We start from the raw sequence: 14,553 nt of genomic DNA on the forward strand, positions 1-14,553 counted from the left end.
AAATGATCTACGATATCGCGGTATCTTCCAGAAATCACGTAATAATCATGTGCTGAAATGGTGAAGAAAATGCGACAATGCCCTTGATGCGATTGCCGGAGGTTTCGGGGCGCGGCATGGTGACCGTGATGCCAGCCCTGTCGCAGGCGACAATCTCGACACCACTGAAATACCCCTTGTCGGCCAGAGCATGCAACTCATCGCGTCCAAGCGCCTCCTTGGCCGCCATGGCCATCGGGCTGAGTTGACCACGGTCAAACCCCTTGTTGCTGACGTCATGGGTGACGATGATATGGGTCTCGGTGTCCACAGCACATTGCGCATTATAGCCCACGAGTCCGCTGTTGCGTGCGCTGGTGGCCATGGCACGCGCATCCGGGTCGGTCAGGGAAATCTGGCCATCGGGCGCATCGGCCAAGGCCTTGTCCATCGCCTTTAGCTTCTCGATTTCCTTCGTCAATCGCCCATATCGCTCCGCCAGATGCGCGACCTTCCTGGCCCGCGCTTCTCCTTCTTCCTGCCGGTCGATGCGCACCAACTCGTTGATGTAACGTTCGACATCGGCTTCCAGATGCGCAAGGCGACTGGCGATCTTGCCCTTGGTGAAGTTCTTGTCGCGGTTATTCACCGCCTTGAACTTGCTTCCATCAATGGCCACGCAGTCGCCCTTCAGCGTGCCGATCCAGCGGCACAGTTCCACGAATTGTGCGCAGGTCTTGCGGATGGCAGCGCCGGTATCACGCCGGAAATCCGCGATGGTCTTGTGATCCGGCACCAGCCGCCCGAGCAACCACATCACCTCGACATTGCGCCCAGCCTCGCGCTCCAACCTGCGGCTGGATGGGACCCGGTTCAGATAACCATAGATGAACAGCTTCAGCAGAACGGACGGATGGTAGCCCGGCCGCCCGGTCCGCGCATGCGCCGCGCGCGCAAAGCCAAGCTCCGCCAGATCAAGCTGATCGACAAACAGGTCCACCACCCGAACCAGATGATCCTCGCCGATCCAATCCTCAAGACGCTCCAGAAACAGCGTCACCTGATCGCGATCAACGCCTTCAATGAACCTCGACATAAATGCACTCCTGTATCGCAGGAAGCATACCACATGTTGGGGTTTTCACACAGCCTCGGCCCATTGCAGACATTTGCTCCTGCAGACGCCGCAAAAGACTTGATCGGGTCAGTGGACATCCAATCGGCTGAGTTGAATTTCCGTGACGCTGAAATCCTGCGCATGACTGTCACTGTGGCGTGGCAGGATCTATTTTGGTATGGGTCGGCGCTGCGGGATGGCAGCGCCGACTGACGTTAGAGACTGCCGTTGGCCATCTCTGCTGCGATGTGATCTGCCTGACGGATCGCTAGAGCAACAATCGTCAGTGTCGGATTTTCAGCAGCACCGCTGGCAAATTGCGACCCGTCCGAGATAAAAAGGTTCGTAATATCATGGGTCTGACCCCATTTATTGACAACGCCATCCCGCGGGTTTTCTGACATCCGGTTGGTACCAAGGTTGTGGGTCGACGGATAGGGCGGTGTCGGGAATACGCGCGTTGCACCCACGGCCTTATAGATGTCCTGGCCGCGCTGATAGGCATGGTTTCGCATCGCCACATCATTAGGATGGTCCGAGAAGTTGACGTTTGGCGAAGGCAGGCCAAACTGGTCGGGCTGATCCTTGTTGACCGTGACGCGGTTGGTTTCCTGCGGCATATCCTCGCCCACGATCCACATGCCGGCCATGTTTTCATAGCTGTCTAGCGCAGTCGTGAATTCCCGACCCCATTTGCCGGGGTCAAGGAAAGCTGCCATGAAGGGCAGACCCAAGGACAGCGTTTCCAACTCGTAACCGCCGACAAAACCTCGCGACGGGTCAAGATGGGCTTCATCCTGAACAATGCCCGCCATCGTCGTGCCACGCCACATCTTCACTGGCTTGTCGAACACACCGTAGACCGATCCAGTGACGTGTCGCATGTAGTTGCGGCCGACCTGACCCGAGGAATTGGCGAGACCATCTGGGAACATCTCAGAGGCAGAATTGAGCAAGAGCCGCGGACTTTCAATGGAATTGCCCGCCACGCAGACGATGCGCGCCGCTTGGGTCTGTGACACGCCTTCTGCATCAAAGTAGGTTACGCTGGTCACTTTGCCATCGGAATCATGATTGATCTTTGCGACGTGGCAGCGCTCACGCACTTCCAGATTGCCTGTCGCTTCGCCGTCCGGAATTTCAGTATAGGCGGTTGACCATTTCGCGCCCCATTTGCAGCCTTGAAAACAGAAACCGGTCTGTTGGCACGACGTCCGATTGCCGGAATCATCCGACTGGATCGCCATGCGCCCGGTGTGGACCATGGTATAACCCACCGCTGTTGCGCCTTTTTCAAGCACCTTATAGTTGTTGTTGCCTGGCAAGCCGGGGCGGTTTCCAGTACGAGTCACCCCCATCTTTTCCTCGGCCAGATCATACCAAGGCGCCATTTCGGCCCCATCGATCGGCCAATCGATCAGATTGGCTCCATCGACCCGACCGTAATTGGTCAGCGGTTTCCACTCGTGATCCTGGAACCGCAGGGAAGCTCCGGCCCAATGTGTCGTGGTGCCGCCGACTGCCTTGACGATCCACGCGGGCAAGCCCGAAAAATCATGCGCGACGCGCCAGTCGCCGCTGGTGGTGCGCTTGTCCAGCCAAGCAAGCTGGCCGAAGCTTTCCCATTCATCATTGATATAATCTTCGGGCAAATAGCGCCCACCTGCCTCGAGTGAGACTACTTTGATGCCTTTTTGTGCCAACTCGTTGGCAAGCGTGCCGCCGCCTGCGCCGGTGCCAATGATGACAACGACCGAGGCGTCCGTCAGATCGTATTTCGCTACCATGACCGTTCCTCCTCAGATCCAGTTGATGTCGTTAAAGCCGCGATCGATGTAACCGCCCTCCGAGAAGCTTTCGCCCTCATAACCAAATATCGGCCAGATCGCTTTTTGGTTATAAAGTCCGGTGACCAGACCGCCGCGAATCTTCTGGAAAAAGGCACTTTTTTCCATCCCGCGCAGAATCGCCACGCGGTCGTCTTCCCATCCGGCGGCCAAGTAATTTGCAAAGCCCTTGCCTTGCGCCGCCGAGTTCAATGCCGCAATGCCAGCTTCGATATCATCGGCAGCTTCGGCGGTGTCATAGCCTTTGACGGCTGTAACATAGTATTCGTCGCCAACCTTGTCGTGCGGGTAGATGTCGCGCGCCATCTGCACAAGCGTTGCGAAGGTTGCGGGTGCCAGTGCCGTGGTCTCGGTTGCCCAAGCCGCATCAGGCGCTGCTAGGAACCCTGCTCCGACGACAAACGAGGCGCCTGCCGCTGTTGCGCGCGACAAGAGCTGACGCCGTGTCAGCCCCTTGGGGATTGCAGTATCGATCATTGTCTTTCCTCCCTTGGTCATCATTTGAAACGCCCGGAGCGTCCAAGTACCTCAATCTGGTAGCCGTCCGGATCGGCCACGAAAAAGAAACGCGCGATAAGTTCACCGTCTGGTTTGAATTCGACTAGGTTTCGAGGTGCCAGCCCCTCGGCCTCGAAACGCGCGTGCTCTGCATCAAGATCATCGACCGAAACGGCCAGATGCCCGTATCCATCGCCAAGCTCATAAGGAGCGGTGCGGTCCTTGTTGATCGTCAACTCAAGCTCGAACGCGCTTTCGGCGTTGCTTAGGTAGACAAGCGTGAATGTTGTAAAATCCAGACGGTCCGCTACCGAAAGCCCAAATGCCTTTTTATAAAAAGCAATCGAGCGTTCTTCGTCGCGCACGCGTATCATTGAATGTATGTTTTTTGCCAAAGCCTCAGCTCCCTTCCGCTTAGTTCGAAAAAGCTAGGGTGGCGGCCCGCGGGGCAGGTAGTATGGACCTACTACCCTCGAAAATTCTTTCGTGACTAGCTTGAAGTGGCTATTCCGCCGCTATGCCCACTGATCGCTGAACTGGGGGGATTTCCATGAATTTCAGGCAGGCACAGCGCAGCAACGAGGTAAAATTCTCGGGCTCGCCACGCAGTTCCAGCACTTCTGTATGCAGCTTCGAAATAAAGGCAGGTGTTGTTGTGTCTGAATTTAATGAAATAATATCAAGCACTTGCCAAAAATAGTTTTCAAGCCGGATGCTGGTACTTTGCCCATTAAGGCGCAGCCTGCGGGTCGTGCTTGCATAGAGATGTGGGTCTTGACCGGAAAATACTTGGCACATTGAATCCCCCCCTTTGGCGTGGTTCTTGCTAGATTTTGACCGAATTATTCTTCAAAAGTTCCTGCTCCGTAAGATGAAACTCGTATACGAAATACGAAAAGGAGTCTAGATGGCGGTGACGAGGATTAAATTTATGGACACGAAAGGTCGACAAGGACTGTTTAGATGGACGCAGTAAAACCAAAGCGATCTCTGGTTGAAGAGACCTATAATATTCTTGTGGATGCCATCTGTACGGGTGAGTTGGCATCGGGCGAACGGCTCCATCAAGATGAAATCGCGGCGCGGCTCAATGTCTCGCGTCAGCCAGTCAACAGCGCCATCTCGATCCTGCGCGCAAACGGGCTTGTTGAAGATACAGGCCGACGCAGTGTGATTGTGACCAAGTTTGATCCAAACCTGTTCAGAGGGATCTATGAATATCGCAGGGTCATCGAGCCCTTTGCAGTCCGGCTTGCAGGGCGATCTCTGAATGACCGTCACCTTCGACAGGCCAACCGCGTGTTAAAGGCGGGACGACTGGCGATAGAGGGTGGCAAGCTGTCAGAATTGTTGCGCGCCGACGCCCTGTTTCACGAGATGATCTACAGTTGGAGCGGCAATCAGGTCGTAGAGACATCGATGAGAACCAATTGGCATCACATTCGCCGCTCCATGGCCGAAGTTCTGCGTGATATCACTGATGTGATGCCTGTTTGGGCAGAGCATAATGAGATTGTCGAAAAGCTATTTGCGGGCCAAACCGAAGAGGCCGCACAGATCATGGAAAATCATATCGAACATGCTTACCGTGCCATTATTGGTTCATTCGTCGTTTTACAAAAATAGAGAGGCAGCGATCGAGAAAACGTCAGGGACTCAGATTTAGCAGATGAAAGTGGGAACGTCTGCTTCCCGCCCAATGTGTCGAGCGTTACTCACGGCCCTAATACCTACTGACCAAATCCGTACCGCCATGGGCGTTGTTGCATAAGTCGGCTTTAAGACGCGACTTCCCCTTTCCCCTTTTGGGTCAGGCAACGCGTTCAATCTCGGCGGTGCCGAGTACATTGAAGCGGTTCATGAGTGCCACACGGATATGGACTTCAGCAGCTTGGCGGTCGGGGTCTCGTGACGCGATCCTCTCACCGAATGCTTTGAGACATCGCATCCTGGCCTCGATACGACTTCGGACGTGATAGCCGGACCAGCGTTTCCAAATGGCACTGCCCAGGCGTTGGGTCGCCCTGAGTATGTCGTTGCGGGCTTGGGCGGAGGGGCAATCCTCTTTCCAGCGACGGCCATTCTTACGAATGGGGATGACTGCTGTGCCGCCGCGATCAAGGATCGCGGTGTGACAACGGAGGGTGTCGAAGGCGCCATCACCGATCACTCTGCCGATCTGTTCATCGGGAGCCGTGTTACACGAGACAGTTGCGGGCCGGAACGCGCGCTACCGGAGACGGATTTCAGGTGGTGCGTTCAAAACAGGGGCTGCCGAGTCCGGTCATCCGGTTCAAAACACGGACGCCAATCCTGGCTTCGGTTTTCTGATTTTCGAACTTCCGCGCCTTCAGCTTTGGTCCAATAACGGTCTTCCAACGACCCATTTGTGTCTCACCGCGGGGCATTGCCAAGTTGTTTTGCAATAGGTTTGAAAGGTCTTGGCTGCATATATCAAGCAGCCATCTGAGCGGCATAATCTGTCCAGAGACAGAAAGCATCTGCCCGGGCGTGGCGATAGGAGATAGCGGTCAGTTTGTAGCGTCGAGGGCGGAAGATGGTGTTGATCTGTTCATGTGCGGCTAAGAAACGTTGTGCCTGTCTGGGTGACTTAAACCGGCCCATGATCTTTTCTCTTCGTCGCGTTGGCCTATGACTGCCCTCAATCCTGTTGTTGAGGCCCTTGTGGGCCCGGTGGTCAGCCTCCGGCGCTTGATGGGCAATCGGCTTGATGTAGCTGCGCAGTTTGTCTGTAACGACCACCCTTGGTTGGCCGAATTGCGCGATCAGCCTTGCCATGAAGCGCTTGGCAGCTTTGGCATTCCGACGCGTCTGCACGAGAATATCAAGCGTATCGCCGTTGGCATCAACCGCCCGCCAGAGCCAGTGCTTCACCCCATTTATCGGGATCACAACCTCGTCCAGATGCCATTTGTCATTTGGGCGGGGACGATCCCGCCGGATGCAGGCGGCAAAATGGGCTCCAAAACGGTTGACCCAAAGACGGATCGTTTCACGGCTTACTATCACGCGTCGTTCGGCAAGCAGATCCTCGACATCCGCCGTGCTCAGAGCAAACCTGTGATACGCCCAGACCGCATAAGCAACAATCTCGCGGGGGAAACGGAAGCCTTTCAGGCGCGGCAGAGAGGTGGGTAGCTTCATCCTCAGCTTTTAGCAAAGTCATGCCGCGCAAACAACTTGGCAATGCCATGGCAACCCATTACAGCGGCATATTTGATGCGCATGATTGACGCGCATCCGTTATGGGCGTAATCTGGTCGAAGTAAGGAGGCCGAGCATGCAAACTCAACCCAGAAAGTCTACCAACCTGTCGCTCGACGGTGCGTTGTTGTCCGAGGCGAAGTCTTTGAAGGTGAACCTGTCGCGCGCAGCGGAGGAAGGCGTTCGGCGCGCTGTGGCTCAAGTGCGTACCGAACACTGGCGCGCTGAAAATGCCTCTGCTCTAGAAAGCTCAAACAGATATGTCGAAGACCACGGCCTTCCGCTTGAACGTTTCCGGCAGTTCTGATGGCAAGATATGATGTCTTCCGCAACCCAGACGGTCGAGGCTTTCTCTTGGACGTTCAATCCGATCTTTTGGCCGATCTGAACACCCGGGTCGTTGTGCCGCTGATGTCCCAGGGCAGTGCCCCCAAGCCTGCCAAGCGGCTGAATCCGCAGTTTGAACTTGCGGGAAAGCCATATGTTATGGTCACGCAGTTCATATCGGCGGTACCACTATCCATTTTGAAGACGCCGGAGGCAAACCTCAGCGCGCAGTTTTCAGAAATCACAGTCGCCATCGATATGCTAACGCAAGGGTTCTGACCGGAGACAGACTGCCATTAATACCACAACATTACATAACCTTTATTATACGCTATTTAGGATGGCTTAAACTATGCGCGACACTGTTAAAAAAATACCCGCCTTGCTTAAATAAAGCTGATGTGCGACAACCCCTCCATGGTCAACGCAATCCCAAATACCCGTCTCGGGCGTTATGTTGAAACCGCAGTTGGTGGTGAGATCGTCCGCGCGTTCGTGCCACCTGCGCTTCCACCTAGCCCACCCATCAACGTCCTGCCACTGCTGACAAAACTCAGCGCTGCCGAACGGGCCTTGGGCCGGCTGGACGGGATCACCATGCTGCTGCCGCGACATGACCTCTTCCTTTACATGTATGTGCGCAAAGAAGCCGTTCTGTCCTCGCAAATCGAAGGCACACAATCTACCCTGACCGACCTCTTGCGGTTTGAGGCGGCCGCGGAGGCAGGCCAGCCATTCGACGATGTCCGAGAAGTTTCAAACTACGTCGACGCGATGATGTATGGTCTGGGCCGGCTGGACGAGCTCCCGCTTTCCCTGCGCCTAATACGTGAAATGCATGCACGTTTGATGGACGGTAACCGTGGCGGCGACAAGAACCCAGGTGAGTTCCGGCGCAGCCAGAACTGGATCGGTGGCACTCGGCCCGGCAATGCCATGTTCGTTCCCGCCCCGCCAAACGAAATTGACCCGTGCCTATCTGACCTTGAGGCGTTTATTCACGAAGAAACGTCCGGGTTGCCACCCCTGATCAAGGCAGGGTTGCTGCACGTCCAGTTTGAAACCATCCACCCGTTTCTGGATGGCAATGGCCGTATCGGCCGTCTGTTGATCACGCTTTATCTTTGCACAAAGGGATCGCTGCAGGCCCCCCTTTTGTACCTCAGTCTTTTCTTGAAATCGCACCGGTCGGTGTATTATGCGCTCCTACAATCCGTGCGTGAAACCGGTGGCTGGGAAGGTTGGCTTGCCTTTTTCTTGGAAGGTGTGGCCGAGACGGCCAACCAAGCTTTCGACGCGGCGACCCAGATTGTTGAGCTGTTCAAGGCTGATAGAGACCGTATCACAGCAGACAGTGATCGTGCAGGGTCTTCTTTGCGGGTCCATGACTGGCTACAGTCGAACCCTTTTGTGACATCAAATGTATTGGTTGAACAGATCGGCCTTTCAGCACCAACCGTAAACGCTGCTCTCGCCGACCTTGAGCGGCTTGGTATTGTGACCGAAATCACGGGCAAACGCCGCAACCGCGTCTTTAGCTATAAGAGCTATTTGGACATTCTAAGCGAGGGTACCGCGCCGCTTTAATCATGCCTATTTCAGACTAGCCGCATTCTGTCCCTACTACGCCCCTAACCAGGCTGAGACTGCACGTGCTGCGATGACCAAATTACTTCAGACTTTCCATCGCATATGACATCACTTTCAGTTCCGGAGATTATAATAGTTAAAGCTGAGCCATGTACTGCGACCCAACCCCTCCATGTAGGCGCTGCCCCAACGACCCAGAAAGAACTTATTATACCAAGACTTACGCCCAATCATGAAAAAAGACTTTTTATTTTGCGCTTCCCAGATTATGCCTAGGCGTGAACTTAGACTGCAGGGAGCGTCACTTTGGTTACTCTGAATGAAATAGGGGCCATTCCGATCTGGGAAACGGATTTGGACGCGCGCCTGACGCCGAATTCAACCCTTTTGGTCAAGTGCATCACCGAACCTTTCCAAAATGGGCAGATCTGGTCGGGCGGTTGGCTGGTCTATATTATGGATACACAAGGTTTAACCTATGTGCTTGCCACGCGCAGCGATAACAAACCCAAGGTTATTCGCCGTGTGAACGGCCTCTTCTCGATAGGGTTTCGTGCAGGCTTGGCTGAGATTGGCATTCCGTCCGTGGTCGGCCACGTCACAAAAATTGCCGTGCCAGACAAATAAAACACCTTTACATATGATTTAGACTTTTATTGTGTGAATTAGTCATTTATTGATCGCTCAAAGGAGCCGTCAATAATGCCGCACACCCCTGCTTCCATAACCATTGCCCAAGTCAAATCTATGGTCGCGAGCGATCATAGTTTTTCTGTACGATATGTGCCGAGTGGCACGAAGGGCGGCAAACCCGCTTTTCGTTGCATCTACACTATCGACGGCGTGGCAATGGAATTGCACAGCACGGTGCCGGGGCTGCCATCACAACCAAAAATCATGGCCGTATGGCCGGGGGTCATCCGTCATCATCTGAGGTTTGGCGGCGGGTCCATTCTTACGTTGGATCTCAGCCATGCTGCGGCCTGATCGCTCTATGACCAAATTCACCTTCTCTGCCGCGATTGCTGTTGCGACGACCTTTGGCATTTGGGCACAGCCAGCTGCTGCGGATGTTATGATGTTCGCCAAAGACGGGAAGATCAAGACAGCGGGCTGGAATTTTCACCGTCAAGCCTCGGGCGCTGAACCCGCCTCAAACGTGGCTGCAAAGCCAATGGCCTCGCCAGGCGCCGGACGCCCGGGTGTGATGCAGGCGATTGCCAATACCGCAAGCCGCCATGCCCGCAATCGCGCCTTAAAATCCGTGGGGCTTTCTGGCGACGCGTGGCACGTGTTGTTTCGGTCTTTGATCCAAGCCGAGAGTGCATTCAACCCGAATGCTCTCAGCCCAAAAGGCGCCATAGGGTTGGGGCAATTGATGCCCGGCACCGCGCGCGCCTTGGGTGTCGATCCGAAAGACAGAGACCAAAATCTTGACGGTGCCGCGCGATATCTGCTCACGCAGCTCGCCGAGTTCGGATCCATCCCCCACGCCTTGGCTGCCTATAACGCTGGACCTCACCGCGTGAAACAATATGGCGGGATCCCGCCCTTTACCGAGACCAAAAACTATGTGGCCCGCATCAACAGCCTGACGGGCGGGTTGGTGCTTGGCCATGCGGCTCCAAAGCATAATGCGACGCCGGCAAAGTCTGGCGCTGTCATTGCTCACAATTAACCCCCCTACAAAGGAAACAACGGAATGCAGCGAAAACATATCATCCGGCTCACAGCCATGATGTTGGCGGTTACTGCCTTGGCGGCACCTGCCGCAGCACAAGACCTCTCGCCCATTCAAAACATGTTGGAAAGCGTTGAAGCCGCCCTCACCGGTCCAATCGGCATTTCCGTGGCGACGCTCGCGGTGATTGGGACTGGCTTTATGTGCATGATGGGCCGCTTGAATTGGGGTTGGTTTGCCTCGGTAATCATTGGCATCGTGCTGATTTTTTCGGCGGGCACCATCGTCTCGGGGTTCGCGTAAAGCTATGGCAGAGCGGTCCCCTCTTTTCCTCGGCCTCACGCGGCCGCCCAAATATCTTGGCCTCCCCGTCGGGTATCTGGCGGTTTTGAGCATGGGGATCGTTCTGCCGTTTATCTGGACAAAATCACTGACCCTTCTTGTCTTGGGCCCGCCTGCCTACGGAGTGATGTGGCTCATCGCAGACAAAGAACCAAAGTTCTTTGAGGTTCTGCGCGTGTCCTACGGCAAGGTCCGTGGCACGAAAAACGCCGCCTATTGGGGAGGCGACAGCTTTGGCCCTTGATGGAACACCCATTGGCCGTGTCGCTCCGGCCCTGATCACCATGGGGGCAGAGGCATTCTTGCGCGAGAGTCTCTTGTCACAGCACATGCCCTATCTCACCTATGTTGATGATCAGGTGATGATGTTGAAACAAGGGGACCTGCTGGCGACCCTTCGCTTTGACGGTGTAAACCCGATGACCACGCCGGATGCGGATCTTGATGCGCTCAAGCGCGCGGTGGCGGCAATCATTGCCCTGATGGGCAGCAGCTTTGGGTTTTATGTTCACCGCACTTCTGTGCCGCAAAGCTTCGATCTCATGCCCATTGATGGGAATGGCTTTGCAGCAGAAATCGACAGGCTTTGGCAGAGACATATCAAGGGGTTGGAGCCAAAGAAGCTGCGCCTCTATCTGACCGTCATCAAACGCCCAAACCTTACGGCGCGCCTGCCCTTTTTGCGTAAATTCGCACAGCGCAGCTATCTAAAAGACCGTCAAGACCGCATTGGCCAATTGAATGAAGTGATGAATTTCTTTGAGGAGGCATTAGCCCCGGCACGACCTGTGCGGCTCGCGCGGCAGAACGGCGAATGGCTAGGGTTTCTCGCGGCTCTAAACTCTGGCAGTTTCGCCCAGATTTCTGAGAGCGCGACCTTCACCACACTTGCCACCCAAGCCAGCAGTTGCCGTGCCATCTTTGATCGTGACAGCGTCATCATTCGCGACGAAATCACGGGCACGGCACGGTTTGGTGCGCTGTTTGCGGTCAAAACCTATCCCGCCGTCACGGACGTATCCATGCTTGATGCGCTCGATCTGCCCATTGATGTGGTGGTGACAAACAGCTTCTCGCCGACACCGAACAACATCATGCTGGAACAAATCCAACGCACAATCCGGCAGATGCGCGCGGCTGATGATGCAGCGGTGTCTTTGCGCGACCAGCTCGCAATCGCGGCAGATGACATGGAATCTGGCCGGATTGCTTTTGGCGAGCATCACCTTTCCATTGCAATCTACGCAAACACCAAAGATCAGCTTGAAAAAGGCGTCGCCCAAGTAAAGCGCATTGCGCAAGAGGCCTCTATTGTCCTCATCCGCGAAAATATGGCGCTGAAAGCCACCTATTTTGCGCAGCACCCCGGCAACTTCTCCTATCGCCCGCGCCATGCGCCCATCTCTACCCTGAACTTTGCAGATTTCGCCGCCTTGCACGGCACCAATGAGGGCCGCGTGCCTAGCCAAAGCCCTTGGGCTGAAAATATCACAACTTTCCCAACAGTCGGGTCAGCCGCCTACCGCTTCAACTTTCATGAGGCAGGGGATCCCAAAAAGGAACCAACAGCAGGCCACGCCATTGTTTTGGGTACGATGGGATCGGGCAAGACTTTTACCACAGCGTTTTTGGCCGCCCAAGCGCGCCGCGTCGGGGCGCGTCTCTTTTTCTTCGACAAAGACCAAGGCTTGGAAATGGCGGTACGCGCTCTTGGCGGTTCGTATAACCAAATCCGCGCGGGTGTGCCGACGGGTCTTAACCCACTGGGCACCGAGACAGATGCACGGGGCCAAGCGTGGTTGTCAGATTGGCTTTCAACCTTGATGTCCCGCCAAGGGCCACTGAACGGCGAACAAGCCCGCCACTTGCAATTGGCCATTCGTCAAAATGCTGAGGCCAACCCCGCGCTGCAACACTTCGCAGGGTTTGAACAACTGTTTCGATCGTTAGATGATGGTGATGAGCTTGAGGGCCGCATCGCGGAGTGGACGCCCGGCGGGCGCTTCGGTTGGGTCTTTGGGACAGATGATGTCACGCGCGACATGAGCGTCAAAGGCGACATCGTTGGGTTTGATATGACCGAGCTCTTGGACATGGAAACCGAGCGCACGGCGGTTCTGTCCTACATTTTCCGCCAGATTGAGCGCGTGATCGAGGACCGCAAGCCGACAATCATCGTGCTGGATGAGGCTTGGAAGCTCCTGAATGATGCCTATTTCGGGGCACGGTTGGAAAACTGGTTGGTCACGCTGCGCAAGCTTAACTGCGTCGTGATCATGATGACGCAACTGCCCTCGCAGTTGGAAAAGTCGCATGTTGGCAAGACCATCGTGGAAACCGTCTCCACACAAATCTTGTTTCCAAACCCAAAAGCGGAAGCTGAGGATTATCGGTTTTTGCGCCTTAATCCAAAAGAGGCCGAACTGCTGGTGCAGCCGGTGTTTGGCTATCGCGCAGCACTTATTCGGTCCGGCGGCGAAAGCGTATTTATCAACGCAGATTTGAGCGCCCTTGGGCCCCTCCTGCCCATTTTGGGCGGTGGGGCCACGGGAGAAAAATTCGCCGGTGAGGACTGGCGCACAAAAGAAAGGTTCTGGAAGAAATGACCCGTATTCTTATGGCTGTACTGGTACTTGGGGCAATGTCGGGTTGCGCGCACTATACCGAGAAGACCTCGCCCTGCTTTGGCCGCAGCGGCAAGCCAATAGCGACCAATGCTGCCTTCATCTCTGACCTACCCCTGATTACCGTCGCGGAACCACTGAACACTTCAAAAGATTGTACGTTTCGCGCAATCGGCATCAGCGCATGAAAGCGCACTTGTTCGCATCTGCTGCATGGTTGATGCTCACCGCCTCTTTGGGCGTGGCTCAAGGAGTGCCGGTGATTGATGGCGCAGGTCTTGCGAAGCAGATCGCAAAACTGGCCGAACAGGCCAAGGATTTCGGCGTTCAAAGAGACAAGGATGCAACCCGCAAAACTATGGCTGAGATTGAAGCAGAACAGCTTGTGACTTTGGAAAAGATGACCGGGGCCATGTCAGGCCCGGGCTTCACTGCGGCAGCGATGGAGAGTGGCGGCCCCCTCGGGGCCAAGACGGTCTATCCAACCGTGGCCTCAGGCCCGGTTGATAGCAGGCTCTTTGGCGACGCACGCGAAACCGTAGAGCGCATGATTGCGCAAGTCGCCGGTGAATATGCCGGGGCGGCATCGGCGGCGGGCCTCACGCCAACGCAGTTTCGGTGCTTGTTTCAAGCATTGATCAAGCAAGAAAGCCGCTTCAATGTGTCGATCAGTAGCCCTGTTGGAGCTTACGGTCTGACCCAGCTTATGCCGGGAACGGCTGGCGATATGGGGGTGGACAGAACAATCCCTCTGCAAAATCTGCGCGGTGGTGCTAAGTACATCACCATCCAATTGCGCAAGTTCGGCAACATCCCCCACGCCCTCGCGGCCTATAACGCAGGGCCGGGGGCCGTCCTGAAATACGGCGGTGTGCCGCCCTATAAAGAGACCCAAGGCTATGTGCGCAACATAACCAAATTTTACAATGAATACTTGGCCCGTGTCGGCGGGGTGGACGCTTTGGGGACCCTCTCGCCGAGCGATGCGACCTTGGCAGAATATTCCAACACATCGGATGCAGCAACCTATTACGGCGCGTCCAGCTTTGCGACCACGCAGCAAGTGATTGAACGGTTGCGCAGCATCATCACTCAAATAGACGCACAACCCAATGTCAAAGCCGCGTTCGAGCTCAATACTTACGCCCGCGCGGAGATTGCCCGGATTTTGACGATGCGCGCGCGCCTTATGGCCGCCAACCAAGTCAGGGAAGCGGCGTTTGCCCAGCATTTGGTCGCTGACCGCTTGGCAGAGCATGATTTCAAAAAAATGGGAGTTCCAGAATAATGAAGCGGTTTTTTCAGACTACGGTCGCTGTTCTT

The 14,553-nt window shown here is 55.3% G+C and carries 18 protein-coding genes and 2 pseudogenes; 13 read left to right on the top strand and 7 right to left on the bottom strand.

Annotated features, from left to right (window positions below; translation table 11 throughout):
* Nucleotides 1-76 precede the first annotated feature (76 nt).
* Nucleotides 77-1,075, bottom strand: a pseudogene (locus ACEN2J_RS16335) (IS1182 family transposase); the annotation flags it as partial.
* A gap of 33 nt (nucleotides 1,076-1,108) precedes the next feature.
* Here ACEN2J_RS16335 and ACEN2J_RS16340 point away from each other — a divergent pair.
* Entirely contained in the window at nucleotides 1,109-1,309 is a 201-nt protein-coding gene (locus ACEN2J_RS16340; RefSeq protein ID WP_442107172.1) for a hypothetical protein, read from the top strand.
* Between the two features lie 2 nt (nucleotides 1,310-1,311).
* Here ACEN2J_RS16340 and ACEN2J_RS16345 read toward each other — a convergent pair whose 3' ends face one another.
* From ACEN2J_RS16345 to ACEN2J_RS16360, 4 genes are all read right to left on the bottom strand, one after another.
* Nucleotides 1,312-2,883, bottom strand: a complete 1,572-nt coding sequence (locus ACEN2J_RS16345) for a GMC family oxidoreductase (protein ID WP_442107173.1) — start codon at nucleotides 2,881-2,883, stop codon at nucleotides 1,312-1,314.
* Nucleotides 2,884-2,895: 12 nt separating this feature from the next.
* Complete coding sequence (locus ACEN2J_RS16350) at nucleotides 2,896-3,420, bottom strand: Twin-arginine translocation pathway signal (RefSeq protein WP_442107174.1); 525 nt, start codon at nucleotides 3,418-3,420, stop codon at nucleotides 2,896-2,898.
* A gap of 20 nt (nucleotides 3,421-3,440) precedes the next feature.
* Nucleotides 3,441-3,836: a VOC family protein gene (locus ACEN2J_RS16355; protein ID WP_442107175.1), complete on the bottom strand. Its 396-nt coding sequence runs from the start codon at nucleotides 3,834-3,836 to the stop codon at nucleotides 3,441-3,443.
* Between the two features lie 109 nt (nucleotides 3,837-3,945).
* A complete protein-coding gene (locus tag ACEN2J_RS16360; protein WP_442107176.1) occupies nucleotides 3,946-4,239 on the bottom strand; it encodes a ribbon-helix-helix domain-containing protein in 294 nt (97 codons plus the stop codon).
* A 165-nt stretch (nucleotides 4,240-4,404) separates the two neighbouring features.
* On the opposite strand from ACEN2J_RS16360, the gene ACEN2J_RS16365 reads away from it, so the two are divergent.
* Nucleotides 4,405-5,067 (top strand): GntR family transcriptional regulator, encoded by a 663-nt coding sequence (locus ACEN2J_RS16365; protein WP_442107177.1) that lies wholly within the window; start codon nucleotides 4,405-4,407, stop codon nucleotides 5,065-5,067.
* 184 nt (nucleotides 5,068-5,251) lie between these two features.
* On the opposite strand, the pseudogene ACEN2J_RS16370 reads toward ACEN2J_RS16365, so the two are convergent.
* Nucleotides 5,252-5,629 (bottom strand): annotated as a pseudogene (locus ACEN2J_RS16370) (transposase); the annotation flags it as partial.
* A 266-nt stretch (nucleotides 5,630-5,895) separates the two neighbouring features.
* Nucleotides 5,896-6,606 carry an IS6 family transposase gene (locus ACEN2J_RS16375; RefSeq protein WP_442107178.1) on the bottom strand — a complete coding sequence of 237 codons (711 nt, stop codon included), beginning with the start codon at nucleotides 6,604-6,606 and terminating at the stop codon, nucleotides 5,896-5,898.
* Nucleotides 6,607-6,742: 136 nt separating this feature from the next.
* On the opposite strand from ACEN2J_RS16375, the gene ACEN2J_RS16380 reads away from it, so the two are divergent.
* The 11 genes from ACEN2J_RS16380 (at nucleotide 6,743) to ACEN2J_RS16430 (ending at nucleotide 14,518) form a co-directional block, all read left to right on the top strand.
* Nucleotides 6,743-6,973 carry a type II toxin-antitoxin system CcdA family antitoxin gene (locus ACEN2J_RS16380; protein ID WP_442107179.1) on the top strand — a complete coding sequence of 77 codons (231 nt, stop codon included), beginning with the start codon at nucleotides 6,743-6,745 and terminating at the stop codon, nucleotides 6,971-6,973.
* Nucleotides 6,973-7,272: a CcdB family protein gene (locus ACEN2J_RS16385; protein WP_442107180.1), complete on the top strand. Its 300-nt coding sequence runs from the start codon at nucleotides 6,973-6,975 to the stop codon at nucleotides 7,270-7,272. Before ACEN2J_RS16380 ends, ACEN2J_RS16385 begins: the two co-directional genes overlap by 1 nt.
* A 120-nt stretch (nucleotides 7,273-7,392) precedes the next feature.
* Nucleotides 7,393-8,580, top strand: a complete 1,188-nt coding sequence (locus ACEN2J_RS16390) for a Fic family protein (RefSeq protein ID WP_442107181.1) — start codon at nucleotides 7,393-7,395, stop codon at nucleotides 8,578-8,580.
* Nucleotides 8,581-8,889: 309 nt separating this feature from the next.
* The gene (locus ACEN2J_RS16395; protein WP_442107182.1) at nucleotides 8,890-9,210 is read left to right on the top strand and encodes a hypothetical protein; all 321 of its coding nucleotides are present in this window, start codon (nucleotides 8,890-8,892) and stop codon (nucleotides 9,208-9,210) included.
* Nucleotides 9,211-9,285: 75 nt separating this feature from the next.
* On the top strand, nucleotides 9,286-9,570 hold the full coding sequence (locus ACEN2J_RS16400) for a hypothetical protein (protein ID WP_442107183.1): 285 nt from the start codon (nucleotides 9,286-9,288) through the stop codon (nucleotides 9,568-9,570).
* The gene (locus ACEN2J_RS16405) at nucleotides 9,557-10,261 is read left to right on the top strand and encodes a lytic transglycosylase domain-containing protein (RefSeq protein WP_442107184.1); all 705 of its coding nucleotides are present in this window, start codon (nucleotides 9,557-9,559) and stop codon (nucleotides 10,259-10,261) included. The genes ACEN2J_RS16400 and ACEN2J_RS16405 overlap by 14 nt, the downstream gene beginning before the upstream one ends.
* 24 nt (nucleotides 10,262-10,285) lie before the next feature.
* Nucleotides 10,286-10,567: a TrbC/VirB2 family protein gene (locus ACEN2J_RS16410; protein ID WP_442107185.1), complete on the top strand. Its 282-nt coding sequence runs from the start codon at nucleotides 10,286-10,288 to the stop codon at nucleotides 10,565-10,567.
* A gap of 4 nt (nucleotides 10,568-10,571) precedes the next feature.
* Nucleotides 10,572-10,850, top strand: coding sequence for a type IV secretion system protein VirB3 (locus ACEN2J_RS16415; RefSeq protein WP_442107186.1), 279 nt, complete (start codon nucleotides 10,572-10,574; stop codon nucleotides 10,848-10,850).
* The gene (locus tag ACEN2J_RS16420; protein WP_442107187.1) at nucleotides 10,840-13,212 is read left to right on the top strand and encodes a type IV secretion system protein B4; all 2,373 of its coding nucleotides are present in this window, start codon (nucleotides 10,840-10,842) and stop codon (nucleotides 13,210-13,212) included. Before ACEN2J_RS16415 ends, ACEN2J_RS16420 begins: the two co-directional genes overlap by 11 nt.
* Complete coding sequence (locus ACEN2J_RS16425) at nucleotides 13,209-13,418, top strand: hypothetical protein (RefSeq protein ID WP_442107188.1); 210 nt, start codon at nucleotides 13,209-13,211, stop codon at nucleotides 13,416-13,418. Before ACEN2J_RS16420 ends, ACEN2J_RS16425 begins: the two co-directional genes overlap by 4 nt.
* On the top strand, nucleotides 13,415-14,518 hold the full coding sequence (locus ACEN2J_RS16430; protein WP_442107189.1) for a transglycosylase SLT domain-containing protein: 1,104 nt from the start codon (nucleotides 13,415-13,417) through the stop codon (nucleotides 14,516-14,518). The genes ACEN2J_RS16425 and ACEN2J_RS16430 overlap by 4 nt, the downstream gene beginning before the upstream one ends.
* Nucleotides 14,519-14,553: the final 35 nt, after the last annotated feature.

Source organism: Pseudorhodobacter sp. W20_MBD10_FR17 (assembly GCF_052119765.1).
Lineage (GTDB): Bacteria > Pseudomonadota > Alphaproteobacteria > Rhodobacterales > Rhodobacteraceae > Pseudorhodobacter.

Bases quoted from the DNA above. Each gene is read 5' to 3' on its own strand.
- ACEN2J_RS16405 (WP_442107184.1), top strand. From the start codon at position 9,557: ATGCTGCGGCCTGATCGCTCTATGACCAAATTCACCTTCTCTGCCGCG.
- ACEN2J_RS16360 (WP_442107176.1), bottom strand. From the start codon at position 4,239: ATGTGCCAAGTATTTTCCGGTCAAGACCCACATCTCTATGCAAGCACG.
- ACEN2J_RS16400 (WP_442107183.1), top strand. From the start codon at position 9,286: ATGCCGCACACCCCTGCTTCCATAACCATTGCCCAAGTCAAATCTATG.
- ACEN2J_RS16425 (WP_442107188.1), top strand. From the start codon at position 13,209: ATGACCCGTATTCTTATGGCTGTACTGGTACTTGGGGCAATGTCGGGT.
- ACEN2J_RS16415 (WP_442107186.1), top strand. From the start codon at position 10,572: ATGGCAGAGCGGTCCCCTCTTTTCCTCGGCCTCACGCGGCCGCCCAAA.
- ACEN2J_RS16375 (WP_442107178.1), bottom strand. From the start codon at position 6,606: ATGAAGCTACCCACCTCTCTGCCGCGCCTGAAAGGCTTCCGTTTCCCC.
- ACEN2J_RS16410 (WP_442107185.1), top strand. From the start codon at position 10,286: ATGCAGCGAAAACATATCATCCGGCTCACAGCCATGATGTTGGCGGTT.
- ACEN2J_RS16340 (WP_442107172.1), top strand. From the start codon at position 1,109: ATGTTGGGGTTTTCACACAGCCTCGGCCCATTGCAGACATTTGCTCCT.
- ACEN2J_RS16430 (WP_442107189.1), top strand. From the start codon at position 13,415: ATGAAAGCGCACTTGTTCGCATCTGCTGCATGGTTGATGCTCACCGCC.
- ACEN2J_RS16380 (WP_442107179.1), top strand. From the start codon at position 6,743: ATGCAAACTCAACCCAGAAAGTCTACCAACCTGTCGCTCGACGGTGCG.
- ACEN2J_RS16350 (WP_442107174.1), bottom strand. From the start codon at position 3,420: ATGATCGATACTGCAATCCCCAAGGGGCTGACACGGCGTCAGCTCTTG.
- ACEN2J_RS16365 (WP_442107177.1), top strand. From the start codon at position 4,405: ATGGACGCAGTAAAACCAAAGCGATCTCTGGTTGAAGAGACCTATAAT.
- ACEN2J_RS16385 (WP_442107180.1), top strand. From the start codon at position 6,973: ATGGCAAGATATGATGTCTTCCGCAACCCAGACGGTCGAGGCTTTCTC.
- ACEN2J_RS16390 (WP_442107181.1), top strand. From the start codon at position 7,393: ATGTGCGACAACCCCTCCATGGTCAACGCAATCCCAAATACCCGTCTC.
- ACEN2J_RS16345 (WP_442107173.1), bottom strand. From the start codon at position 2,883: ATGGTAGCGAAATACGATCTGACGGACGCCTCGGTCGTTGTCATCATT.